This window comes from Paenibacillus polymyxa (assembly GCF_001719045.1).
GTDB lineage: Bacteria > Bacillota > Bacilli > Paenibacillales > Paenibacillaceae > Paenibacillus > Paenibacillus polymyxa_B.
Window position 1 is genome coordinate 3473570 of record NZ_CP015423.1, and the last position, 12093, is coordinate 3485662.

A 12093-nucleotide genomic window follows, 5' to 3' on the forward strand; every position below is an offset into this window, starting at 1 on the left:
GGATTTTATTTTCATATCCTAGTCTGCCGCCTTTTCTTTTATTGGTCTGTCTACAACTTAACTTTTTTGATTCATTAATAATCTGCAACAGGTAGGCTGGAAATCACGAGTGTCACCAGTCCAGTAAAAGAACAATTCTCCATACCAGCTATGCGCCTTCTGCCTATCTGGCTGGGATGCTGCGCGTTCCCTCCGTCATTGGGGAGGAGCAGAGCGGGCACACCGGCGGCGTGCCTGTGCTAGCCGCGCTTGTACAGCGTCCGCTTGTTGTGTCGCGACGCATCCACGCTTTGCAGGCACCGTCGGTGCATTTCCACACGGGCACGTTGATGCGTGGCTCCGCCGGAGACCCTGCCACCGACGAGGTCGTCCGTACCGTAGCGCTGCCTGATCCCGGCCTGCTGCTCACGCGGGTCGCTGTGCCAGACGCTGGCGATCCAGCACCAGCACGGTTGCTATACCCGGAAGCACCCTTCGGTTGGCCGAAGCTGCTGCGGCGTGTTTCCGGTTTGGAAGCCTCAGGGGTGACCCCATAGGCTTCCAGCAGGAAGCGTGACACGGCGGCAGGCTTGCCATGATTAGAGGCGGGAGAGGTGATGTACAACAACTCCTTCGCCCGGGTGACGGCCACGTAAGCGAGGCGGCGCTCTTCTTCAAGCGCTGCATCGTTATCCACAGCCGTAGTCGGGGCGGCGCCTGCCCGCCGATCCTCTGGAAGCTCGCTGTGCAGGGCCGAACTGTGGGGCAGGATGCCTTCGCTGGCCCCGATCCAATAGACACAAGGGAATTCCAGCCCCTTGGCGCGGTGAATCGTCATGAGCCGAACAGCATCGCTGTCTTCTTCTCTGCGCAGCGATTCCATTTGGCGGTGACGCTCGGAAAGCTCGTCCGCAAAGCTGACGAACGCCTCCACGGTGTCAAACCGCTTGGCTGCCGTTTCGAGCTCCTCCAGACTTTCTTGCATCGTTTCCTTATAATGAGTCCACGCGCCCGTATCTCCACTTTCCAAATATTTGTCATAAAAGACGCGCCGCATTTCTTGAATGGCATAGGCAGGTTTCATTGTAGTGAGACTGCGAATCAGACGAATACGCTCTTTCACCTGCTCACGCTGAAAATCACGTAGTCGATCCCAGCGGCTGAGATGAATCAGCGGGTATTTTTTAGCCTGCTGTTTCTCCTCGCGCATAATCCATTCCATCCCCGCCTCACGGGATACGTACAGCGGCCCGAGGGTGCTCGGAATGGATTCCATACGCCGGGGATTTAGCGACAAGCGCAGGTGATCCATTAAGGGACGAATCAGGGACTGATCATAAAATACAGCCCCTGCTCCGTACTGAATAAATGGGACATCCCGCATAATTAATTGCTCAAAAATAGAGCGGCTTCCGCTGGCTGTCCGGTGCAAAATAGCGATATCCCGGTAGCGCAGCCGACCTTCCTCTACCTGTCCGAGTAGATGGGTAACAATATGCCCCGCCTCTTCCTCGGGTCCGGATGGGGTGGCAAACTGCGGCGGCAAGCCTTCACGCCCGGCAGCCGAAAGACGTTTGGAGCGTCGATGGACATTTTTGGCGACAATGTTAGAGCCCAGCCCCAAAATCCGCGCATCGCTGCGATAATTAATATCCAGGGTAATGACCTTTGCATCCTTATAAACCTTGTCAAACTCCAGAATGGATTCCTGGCGTGCCCCATTAAAGGTATAGATCGTCTGATCATCATCTCCGACGACCATCAGATTGCGATGTCGGGCAGCCAATCGCTGCACCATCTCATATTGCAAGGCATTCGTATCCTGAAATTCATCGACCATGATATGTGAAAAACGTCGCTGAAGCGGCTGAAGCACATCCGGGTCACGCAGCAGTGCGGAGGCACGCAGCAGAATATCGTCAAAGTCCATTTTATTGCGTTCCTGTTTCCACGCTTCATAGGCGAGCATGGCACGCTTGGCATCCGATTCCTCGCGCCCGCTTTCCGGCAGCTCGTCCGCGCTGCGGCCTTCCGCTTTCCAGGCGGAGAGGGCAGACAGCAGGCTTTCCGGCTGGAAAGCCTCGCTGAGCCCAAGCTGACGCAGCATCATTTTCATGACGGTATGCTGGGCCTGCGTTTCACCGAACACTTCATCTTGCACGCCGCGATGACGCAGCATCGCCAAAGCGAATGAGTGAAACGTGCGGGCCTGAACTGCACGTGCAGCGGCAGGGCGCACACCGGGTAATCCCGCGATGCGCAGTTTCATTTCGGCAGCTGCCTTGCTGGTGAAGGTCACCAGCAGAATGGACGATGCAGGGACATCCCGCATCGCCATGAGGTAGCCTGCGCGGGCAGCCAGCACTGTGGTTTTGCCGCAGCCCGCCCCTGCAAGGGTCAGAAGGGGGCCTTTGCCGTGGCGGACGGCCTGGATCTGCGGGCGGTTCAGGTGAATGCCGGCGTTCTCTAAAGCACGAAAATAGGCCGAGTCTTGGTCGGTGTCAGGCACCAGCGTCATACTGGTATCCATGGAAGCACGACGTGCCTGAGGGCTCGACGTTGAGTAAGGAACCCCGATGGGTCGGGGGTAAAAAGAAGGATTCGGGTCCATAATCCTGAAACCCCTTTCGTTCTTAAAATCTTCCATTTTCACAAATGGGGGTAGTTTTTGGTATGATAGAGTTCTAGTCAGCTTTAGCTGACGATAAGAACAAGGCGATGGACTAAAAATAATGCTGAAATTCATGCGGATCTTGCCGGAGCGACAGAACGTTAATACGTTGACGCTAATGCCTATAGCCTTTAAACAGGCGATATGACCGCATTCCATTATACAGGAGTTCGAGGTTTGCCAACAGAAAAAAACTTTGGGATATACGGGACGGTACAGTGAAATCCGGCTGGATATGGGGAGGAAATAACGATGAAGCTGATTCAACGTATAAAGGAAGGCGCTAATCGCGCAACAGAAAAGGCGCAGCATGCTGTCGAGATTAGTAAGATCAATTCACAAATTACAACGATTCAGCAGGAAATGGATGTTCATTTCTTGCGAATGGGTCAGATCTTTTACGAAGGTTACCGCGCATCCGACATGTCGGTGGCAGAAACCGAGATGACACAGCTATCCACCGCATGTGATGAGCTTCAGGATGAAATTGACGAGCTACGCAGTAGAATTGCAGAATTAAAAAATGCTCATTTATGCACCTGTGGAGCAGTTGTGCCACTGGATGCCAACTTTTGCCCCAAATGCGGACGCAAGCTGAATGAAGGGCAGGCTGCCTCCAAGCAGGTGGCTGCTGTGCGTGAAGAGGTGCCAACGAACGCCTATTCTTTTGATCTGCGCAAGCCAGAGGAAGCGAAGGAGTCCGCTCCTGTTTACACGGAGTATGCAGAACATGAAGTAGTGGATCGGCATGGACTGGAGCAGGATGAACCATATGAAACGCACGAACCAGCGGAATTAGACCGCAATTACACAGTGGCTGATTTTACACCAGAAGAAAAAGCGGCATTCGACGAAGAGTGGGAGCGCCGCCGTCAGGAAGAGCTGGAGAAAGAACACCGTCGCCTTGAAGAGCTGGCACGCGAGCGGGAGCGTCAGGAGGAGCTGGACGAGCGGATTCGATATTGGAAGGCCAACAACTCCGGGGCCGAGAAGCCAGCAATGCCGTCTGCACAAGTACGTGAAAATGTAAAATGCCAAATCTGTACTGCAGAACTACCCAAAGGGTCCAAGTGGTGCCCGCGCTGCGGAGCTGAACAGATTTGACGCAGCCGAACAGGCTGCTGCAGGACACAGACATAACGCCGGGCAGCATAGGGGGAACAGAATATATGGAGCGTTTGCTGCATCATCTGCGGAATCTGGGTTTTACAGAAATGGAAGCCAAGGTTATGGTCGAGCTTTCGAGGCAAAATGCGGCTTCCGGCTATGAAGTGGCTAAGCGTCTGGGCGCATCGCGCTCCAACGTGTACGCGGCTTTACAGCGTTTGGCCGGGCAGGGATACCTCAGAACCAGTGCTGGAGAGCCTGTTCGTTACAGCATGCTGCCACCGGGTGAATTGACCCGGATGATCGAAGGACAAATGCAAGAGTCCCTGCGTGCGGTGGAGAAGGAAATGCCACGAACAGAACCAACCAAGCCGACCTTTTATAATGCGGAAGGCGATCGGAAGGTGCTGGAAAGTCTGACACGTGAATTGGAACGGGCAGAGCATGAGATTGTGTTGGATTTGTGGCGCGAGGAAGCCGAACTGCTGCGGACAGAGTTGGAGAAAGCCGAGAGTCGAGGTGTGCGTCTGCTCTGGTCCTGCGATAACGGAGAAAGCATGATGGGACCGTGGTTATCACTTAGGTCTGGTACAGACGGACAGGAACCAGCAGGGCGCAAGTTTTCTTTTGTTATTGATCGGCGTTGGTGCATGCTGGGTATGCGGGGAGAGAATTGCCCGACACAGGCGCTTATTACCGAGCATCCGGTAATGACAGGCCTGCTGCTTAATCATTTTGCTCAGGATCTTATTCTGTATGAGCTGGAGCATGATATGGGCAGAGAGCTGTCGACCCGGTATGGCTGGCGGTATGAAGGCATTATCGGCAAATATATGTCAGCTGGAGAATAGCTAAAGATTACTGGCTAGGAAGTTCCATCAGTGCCCGGCATATAGATGTAATATAGCCCGCCTTATGAGGCACGAATTGATCCGATGTAATCAGGCGGCGGGTTTTTTCTGGGTTCGGCCCTGACGTAATGCCTTGGGCTTCGATAAAGGGAATATGGCCTTCAAAAAGGGCCAGTGCTTGGTTAAGATCTGCTTCGTACAGTCCGGCTACTTCTTCTTGCTGGAGGTGATAAGCTTCCAATGGCTGGTTCGATAGCAGTCCAAACACCGAGCTAACCTCCCGGTCCCAAAAAGAGGTACCCTGTGCGGTACCTTTGCTTTCATACCGAACGGTCATCAGCGGTGTTAATGAGGCAAAGGGCACATGAATACCCAGTTCTTCCTCCAGCTCACGAGCCGCCTGAGACATATCTTCGCCTGCCGTCAAGTGACCGGCTGCTGTAATATCGTAGCATCCGGGGAAGGTGTCCTTCGTATCCTGACGCTGTTGGAACAGTAAGCGACGGCCTATCGAAGTGTCTCGTGCTAGCCAGCAGTGAAAGGTATGGTGCCAGTATCCCTTGGCATGTGCGTCTTGTCGGGAAGCTGTGCCAAGGGGGTTGTCTTCATCATCGTAGATATCCAGAAGCTCGCTAGTCATCGTGGTTCCTCCTATAGTAAGCAGAAATCAAAGGTCTACTTTACAGTATAACGTGTTTTCCTTCCTGACGATATGAAGGCGGATGTGGAATGTGGAGTGGCATTTGGGGTATGCTGGGAACATGAGGATTTGCAACATCACACAGATTTACGATTGAAAGGAGCGATTTTACATGGAATGTATAGTACATTTTCGAGTCATGCATCCGGAGGAACCCAAGGAACTTCGCGGGTTAATTATGTTGGAAAGTGGGGGCAAGCCGGGGATTGATCAAATCACGGATATGTTCAAAAATATGGGCTATGATGTCCGCCCAGACAATCCGGAGGAATTGATTTTTAAACCAGTCGATGTCAGAGCCAATTATACATATATCCGGGTTATTGAGCTGGATACGGGTGAGGAAGTCTACCAGGAAGACAGGGATTTGCGCGCGATTTTGGAAAATTTGCTGAATAAACATTAAACGTTAAAGATCAGGAGAACTAATCGATGGAATGAGATAAAGCGATCCTGTCGCCATTCATAGGAACGGAGAACCAATGATGAGATTGTATATTATCCGACACGCAGACCCCGATTACCCCAACAACACCATCACGCCGGAGGGGCATTTGGAAGCCCAGGCACTGGCCAAACGGCTTTCCAGTCACGGGCTGGATCGAATTTATGCCTCTCCTTTGGGGCGGGCTTTGGATACGATGCGCTACACTGCCGAGTCTTTGGGTATGACTCATGAAGTGGAACACTGGACGCAGGAGCTGGCCCTAAAGCTGGAGGAAACCCCATACGGCCGTCTTTCCCATTGGGATTTGCCTGGTGAAGTGATCCGTTCCGAGTTGCCCCTGCCGACTCATGACTCTTGGCAGGAGATTTCCTATTATCAGGGAACGCAGAGTCCCGAAATCTTCGAACAGCTGAAGCTTCATTCTGATGAATTCCTGAAACGGCAAGGCTTTGAGCGGGTGGAGGGCAGGTACCGGATTCTGAAGCACACCGAAGATCAGGTGGCCGTATTTTGTCATGGCGGCTTCGGGCTGACCTGGCTTGCTCATCTGTTGGAGCTGCCATTGGCTTTGGTCTGGTCCGGTTTTTGGATGCCGCCTAGCTCCGTAACCACGATCTTGTTTGATGAGCGCTCCCAGGAATGGGCAGTTCCCCGTTGCATCGGCTTCGGTGATGTTTCCCATCTGTACGCTGAGGGCTTGCCCGTCAGACCCCGTGGCATTATCACCAATTTCAACTAATCAGATATTCTACACCATAACAAAACGGCTTAAGACGGTATACCGTCTTAAGCCGTTTGTTATAGTCATATAGGTGTGGGTTGAGTCAGCGTGCTTCGACGTACCCTTCCAGCTTGGAGGTGCAATGTGCGCAACGGGTAGCGGCTACAGGAATTTCGGATAGGCAATGTGGACATTCCTTAATCGTTTTTTCCTGAGGAGGTTTTTCTTCCTCTTTGCGTTTCAGCATGTTAATTCCCTTGACCAGCATGAACACACAGAAGGCCACGATCAGGAAGTCCAGCAGGACGTTAATGAACTGCCCATAGGCGAGGACCGCAATCCCTGTTTCTTTGGCCTGTGCCAAAGTCATGCGTGTACCGTCAGCATTTACAGGATCGGCATTTTGTAAAGCTACATACAAGTCTGGAAAATTCATGCCGCCCAGAAGTTTACCAATCGGAGGCATGATAATATCGTTTACCACAGAAGTGACAATCTTGCCAAACGCTCCACCGATGATAACACCGACCGCGAGGTCAATCACGTTACCCCGTACAGCGAATTCTTTAAATTCTTTTATAATACCTTTTCCGCTCATGTGAGTGCTCACCTTCTTTGCATAAAATCATTTATCTATAATACATGCTATGTCAATTGAGGGCAATTCCAAATTGATGTATTGCATTTTGTCACAAAATCACATGTTCATTTGTCTTCTATATGTAAACCAATAATGGAGGCGATGTATCGTGAGTTTAAGATTCAATCACAGAGCAGTGAGTCCTAGCACGTTCAGGGCAATGATGGAGATGGAAAAATATATTTCCGGTCGTTTTACAGACAAAGTATTGTACGAACTATTGAAAATTAGAGTATCCCAAATCAATGGATGTTCCTATTGTCTGGATATGCATGCGAAGGATTTGCTCAAGCTGGGGGATTATGCTGACCACATTTTGCAGCTAGCCTTATGGCGGGAGGTTCCTTTGTTCACGGAAAAAGAACGTGTTATGCTTGAATTAGCTGAAGCGGTAACCCGTATCTCTGAACAAGGGGTACCTACGGATTTGTACAATCGAGTCAGAGAACATTTTACAGAGGAAGAATACGTAGATTTGATAACCGCGGTTAACGTGATTAACAGTTGGAACCGGATTGCAATTGCAACGGGGATGTATCCGGGCATTCTTTAATGAACAGGGGGCTATGCTTTGTCTGGCAAAGAACATAGAATTGAACAACAATCGGTGGATGTAAATCTGGAGGAGCTGTATCAGAAATATCGCAAATATTCTTTTGCCATTGCATATCGCATGCTTGGAACGGTTACAGATGCCGAGGATGTAGTTCAAGACTGCTTTGTCGAGCTGAAGAATAAGCCCCTGGATGATTTACACAATCCCAAAGCCTATGTAGCCAAAATGACGATGAATCGGTGTCTAAATCTGTTGAACTCTGCACGCAAGCAAAGAGAGACATATGTAGGACAGTGGCTGCCGGAGCCGTTGGGTGAAAGTGCAGATCTTCCTGCGGATTGGTTAGAGCGTAAAGACATGATATCTTACGCTTTTCTGGTTTTGCTGGAGCAGCTAAAGCCGATAGAGCGGGCTGTTTTTGTGCTGAGGGAAGCTTTTCAATATGATTACAAAGATATTGCGGAATTGCTTGGGAAGACTGAGAGCAACTGTCGTCAGTTGTTCAGTCGCTCCCGTCGTATTCTATCTTCGGGAGAATCTGCTCTTGAGGCTCAGTCCAGTCGCAATGTGAATAACTCTTCCCGAATAAAACTACTAGAACGTTTTACAACCGCCTTTCTTGCCTACGATGTGACTGCTATGCTGGAACTACTGGCTGAACAACCTGTATTCGTGTCAGATGGCGGAGGTAATGTGCATACGGTGATGAGACCGATGGTTGTACGCAAAGGTGTTCTCGCCCTGTTGACCTCTCGTCGGGTATTAACTGTTTTACGAGAAAGAGATGTGGTCCACACCGTCATTAATGGTGAGGTTCAGCTGGCATTTTTGAAAGACGGTGAAGTGAGAGAAACCTTATGCCTCATACTGACACCGGACGGGGAGCATATTCAGAATTTTTATTTAATGGTTAATCCAGATAAGCTGGGACACATCCATATATGACAGAAGAAGCTAGCGTAAAAAAATGAACTGCCCAAACGTAAAAAACCTTGATTCCTTGCTTAGGATCAAGGTTTTTTGCTGTTTTCATAACTGCCGGGCTTGATGAAGAGCCAGATCGCCTATCCAGGGAAGCTTGAGCCACTTTCCTTGTCCCGCACGAATTAACAAGATAATCCACAAGGCAAGGCTTGCCAGCGTTAGCAGGGAAGCGAGGAAAGGACCGAGTAGCGGAATGAATCCGACCAGCACATGTCCGATCATAAGGGCTACAAAAAGAAGTATGGATTGCAGTGCGTGAAATAATACGAATCGGCTTTTCTTTTCCAGCATGACAAAGGCCAGCGCGCCAATAAAGGCGAACAAATAGCACAGGACAGCTGCTATATTTTCATCCAATCCTGTGGAAGACTTATAGACTGACATGTCAGGCATATCCTCCTTTATAAAAGATTCAAGCTAAGTCTCCGTACTATACAAGCTATGAGGGCAGGATTGAAGGATATGCCCGATCTCGGTAAAAAAATTGGCTCTACACAAAGGATAAGCGGTCAAGCGAATGGATATACTCGAATTTGGCGATAACCTTTTTTACCTTATTGGTTTGCAAATGACCGATAAAGTGCCACCTTCCGTGGTTGAAAGGTCTCCCATTTGGACTGCGCTTCTGTCGCATCGCCCACAAGCTTCGCAGATTCGATGTTCGACTGCAGCCAGACGAGCTTGAAATTCATTGAACCACTTCCACCTTACGAATTGCCTGATATTCTTTCCCGAGAATCCGTTTCGGTTCCCGCCAAACGTTTTAGAAACGTATTTCTCCAGTTTAAGGACAATTCTTCCACTTCGAGAATTTGTTTAATACCCTCGATATGAGCCTTCTCTTGATGCATAATTCGATTGGCAAATGAAACCGTAATTGCTTTCGGATGGCGATGAAGGAGGGATAATCCCTCGGCTTTAGAGACAACTCCCTCTTCCAGAACGCGGAAGTAGAATCCCGTGTAGCCTGTTTGCTGTACCTTCAAGGGCATGTCCGGTACGCCGTACTTGATGGACAACTTGTAGCAAGGCTGTCTCGGCTGGCTAACTTGAACGATAGCTTTGCCAAGCTTAAAGACGTCTCCAATGCAAACGTCGGATTCTAGCAAACCCTTTATCGTTAAATTTTCCCCGAATGCGCCGTAATCGAGCGGTCTCCGCAATTCATTTTCCCAGAACGGATAGTGCTCGTAGGGATAGACGCATACAGCTTTCTCTTTACCCCCGTGATGAACTAGATCGCCCTGCCCATCCCCTTCGAAGTTTAGATAAGATAAATACAAATATTCATCTGTGGCCGACTTGAATATCCCCGTAGAAACGTCCTTCTGATTAAACTGGATCTGCTTGGGCATGCCGACATTAAGTGAAAGGATTTTAATAGATGCCATTCGGATCACCCCTACTCCAAATTTTGGTCAACGAGTTTTGCTAGATGCTTCTATATACCGCGTTCCTGCATATGTTCGCCCGCCTGAAGCGAGAATTTCTATGATGACTACGCCTTTTTACATTTCGGTAATTCCTCTTTTGACTCTGTTCGTCCCCGTTTCCATTTTACACTCCTCTATGCGCTATTTGCGAATTTTCGATTAGTCTTCGTTAATGGGATAGAGTCCTTTTTGGGCAACTCATCGTTCTGGGAGCGATGTTCTCGTTCGAACATACCCGATCTCGGTAAAAAAAGAATTAGAGAATGTGTATAAAAATACGAAAAAGGCTGAACGAAAAGGATTCGCTCAGCCATTCACACGGTTATGCACAGGTTTTGCACATCTTGTACGCACTTTATCCACCGCACATTACTATTTATCCACAAAAACAGCATGCTTTATGCACAATTTGTGCACAAACTGTAGACAATATAACGATATCTCACACTTTGCACACAGATTGTCCACAAACTATCAACATATTGGGAGTAACTGTGGATATACTTCCGTAATTATCGGTCGCCAGTTTTTAAATGGCGGCGCGGATGTGTGATTTTCCCCATTTTATTCTTGTCATCCTTTTTGGGGATAAGTCGTTCATCAGTACGTCCTTCATGATGATTATCAAAGGCGTATTCGGTCATTTTCCACTCGGAAGTACCCAAAACAACATCAGAGGGAAAATGCTGACCTCTGTGCAAATGCTGTTCATGTCCATCCTCATCAATATAAACACCATCCACTTCTACCTTTTCACCCGAAAGCGGGAGCAAATCCTTTCCTTCGCGTTCCATTGGTATCCCCTCCGTCTGGCTTATTCTTCGTTAATTTGTCCGTACGGAAGGTCTTTTATCCACAAGCTGATGCAAAATATCCTCGGCAATCTGGTCTGCGGGATGAGGCTTGCGAAGCAACTCAATCGCCTGCGTCATCTCTTCGGCAAGAGAGGGGATGGAAATCAGGTCGAGACAATGCTGAATCAGCTCCTCCGTAGTGCGCGCAATACGGGCAGCTCCTTTTTGCTGCAAATACAGAGCATTATTTAGCTCCTGACCGGGCACAGGCTTGAACACAAGAATAGGCAAACCGGATGCAATGCTTTCCGAGAGTGTAATGCCGCCGGGCTTTGTAATCACCAGATTGCTCGCACGCATAAGTGCTGGAACAAAGTCCACGAATCCATAGGTGTAAATGTCCGGGTGGTCTGCATACAGCGCATCCAATTCTGCTTTCAGTTGCTGGTTACGTCCGCAGACGATGAGTAGCCGCAACTGAGGAAGCTGGCTTAATTGCCGACAGATATCCAGTATGCCGGATAGCACACCATAGGCGCCAGCCATTATGAGTAGTGTAGTAGTCTCAGACTGTAGTGATGGAATTACCTGTTCCTGAACAGGAACTTCGTTAGCAGACATGTTATAAAAAGAAGCGTGAATCGGAATCCCCGTAGCGATAATGCGTTCGATAGGTATTCCCCGCTGGGCGGCTTCCTGCTGGATGTCCTCAGTGGCAACATAGTAGCGGTCAATATCGGGATGCAGCCAGCGCCCATGCAGATCGAAATCTGTAACCACGTTGACAATAGGCAAATTCATTCCCATTTTGCGGCGTAACGCCGGGAGCGCGAGCTGCGGGAACGTATGTATCACGAGATCCGGCAACTCCTTTTTCAGTGTGAGCGTAAGTTGACGCATTCCGAATGAATGCAATACATGGCCGAAGGCGGATTTTGCCTGCATACCGCGCGTAATATTATAGACCCAGCCGTAAAGCTGAGGAATGGTTTTGAAACTTTGCATATATACAAATTTGGTCAGACCGTTCAACCAGGGATGAGATTCAGCCATTAGATCGAGAAGTTGTACCTCGCAGCGTCCAAGTCTTCGCAAACTGTCCATAATCGCCCGAGCGGCCTGCACATGGCCTTCCCCGTAACTGGCGTATAATATTAGAATTTTTGGTGCTGAGACTTCCATGATTGTTTAGCCTCCTATATTCAATAA

Annotated in this window: 13 protein-coding genes and 1 pseudogene; 6 read left to right on the forward strand and 8 right to left on the reverse strand. The window is 49.4% G+C overall.

Annotated elements, in window-relative coordinates; translation table 11 throughout:
* Positions 1-163: 163 nt before the first annotated feature.
* Positions 164-2590, reverse strand: a complete 2427-nt coding sequence (locus tag AOU00_RS15515) for a UvrD-helicase domain-containing protein (protein ID WP_069291002.1) — start codon at positions 2588-2590, stop codon at positions 164-166.
* A 312-nt stretch (positions 2591-2902) separates the two neighbouring features.
* On the opposite strand from AOU00_RS15515, the gene AOU00_RS15520 reads away from it, so the two are divergent.
* Positions 2903-3754 carry a zinc ribbon domain-containing protein gene (locus AOU00_RS15520; RefSeq protein ID WP_069291003.1) on the forward strand — a complete coding sequence of 284 codons (852 nt, stop codon included), beginning with the start codon at positions 2903-2905 and terminating at the stop codon, positions 3752-3754.
* A gap of 65 nt (positions 3755-3819) precedes the next feature.
* Positions 3820-4608 (forward strand): TrmB family transcriptional regulator, encoded by a 789-nt coding sequence (locus tag AOU00_RS15525; RefSeq protein WP_069292056.1) that lies wholly within the window; start codon positions 3820-3822, stop codon positions 4606-4608.
* A gap of 7 nt (positions 4609-4615) precedes the next feature.
* On the opposite strand, the gene AOU00_RS15530 is transcribed toward AOU00_RS15525, so the two are convergent.
* Positions 4616-5248, reverse strand: a complete 633-nt coding sequence (locus tag AOU00_RS15530; RefSeq protein ID WP_069291004.1) for an NUDIX hydrolase — start codon at positions 5246-5248, stop codon at positions 4616-4618.
* 172 nt (positions 5249-5420) lie between these two features.
* On the opposite strand from AOU00_RS15530, the gene AOU00_RS15535 reads away from it, so the two are divergent.
* Both AOU00_RS15535 and AOU00_RS15540 read left to right on the forward strand, forming a co-directional pair.
* Positions 5421-5714 (forward strand): hypothetical protein, encoded by a 294-nt coding sequence (locus AOU00_RS15535; RefSeq protein WP_069291005.1) that lies wholly within the window; start codon positions 5421-5423, stop codon positions 5712-5714.
* Positions 5715-5793: 79 nt separating this feature from the next.
* On the forward strand, positions 5794-6495 hold the full coding sequence (locus AOU00_RS15540) for a histidine phosphatase family protein (protein ID WP_069291006.1): 702 nt from the start codon (positions 5794-5796) through the stop codon (positions 6493-6495).
* 85 nt (positions 6496-6580) lie between these two features.
* Here the strand turns inward: AOU00_RS15540 and mscL are convergent, their stop codons facing one another.
* A complete protein-coding gene (gene mscL, locus AOU00_RS15545; RefSeq protein ID WP_061831079.1) occupies positions 6581-7075 on the reverse strand; it encodes a large conductance mechanosensitive channel protein MscL in 495 nt (164 codons plus the stop codon).
* 151 nt (positions 7076-7226) lie between these two features.
* Between mscL and AOU00_RS15550 the strand changes: the two genes are divergently transcribed.
* Both AOU00_RS15550 and AOU00_RS15555 read left to right on the forward strand, forming a co-directional pair.
* On the forward strand, positions 7227-7670 hold the full coding sequence (locus tag AOU00_RS15550; protein ID WP_069291007.1) for a carboxymuconolactone decarboxylase family protein: 444 nt from the start codon (positions 7227-7229) through the stop codon (positions 7668-7670).
* An 18-nt stretch (positions 7671-7688) separates the two neighbouring features.
* A complete protein-coding gene (locus AOU00_RS15555) occupies positions 7689-8618 on the forward strand; it encodes a sigma-70 family RNA polymerase sigma factor (RefSeq protein ID WP_061831081.1) in 930 nt (309 codons plus the stop codon).
* Positions 8619-8702: 84 nt separating this feature from the next.
* Here the strand turns inward: AOU00_RS15555 and AOU00_RS15560 are convergent, their stop codons facing one another.
* The 5 genes and pseudogenes from AOU00_RS15560 to AOU00_RS15575 all read right to left on the reverse strand — a co-directional run bounded on the left by AOU00_RS15560 (position 8703) and on the right by AOU00_RS15575 (position 12066).
* Positions 8703-9041, reverse strand: coding sequence for a DUF4870 domain-containing protein (locus AOU00_RS15560; protein ID WP_040102217.1), 339 nt, complete (start codon positions 9039-9041; stop codon positions 8703-8705).
* A gap of 115 nt (positions 9042-9156) precedes the next feature.
* A pseudogene (locus AOU00_RS27105) lies at positions 9157-9255 on the reverse strand (YggS family pyridoxal phosphate enzyme); the annotation flags it as partial.
* 109 nt (positions 9256-9364) lie between these two features.
* A complete protein-coding gene (locus AOU00_RS15565) occupies positions 9365-10048 on the reverse strand; it encodes an MOSC domain-containing protein (RefSeq protein WP_069291008.1) in 684 nt (227 codons plus the stop codon).
* Between the two features lie 554 nt (positions 10049-10602).
* Positions 10603-10884 (reverse strand): hypothetical protein, encoded by a 282-nt coding sequence (locus tag AOU00_RS15570; protein ID WP_061831084.1) that lies wholly within the window; start codon positions 10882-10884, stop codon positions 10603-10605.
* Between the two features lie 30 nt (positions 10885-10914).
* Entirely contained in the window at positions 10915-12066 is a 1152-nt protein-coding gene (locus tag AOU00_RS15575) for an MGDG synthase family glycosyltransferase (protein WP_061831085.1), read from the reverse strand.
* Positions 12067-12093 lie beyond the last annotated feature (27 nt).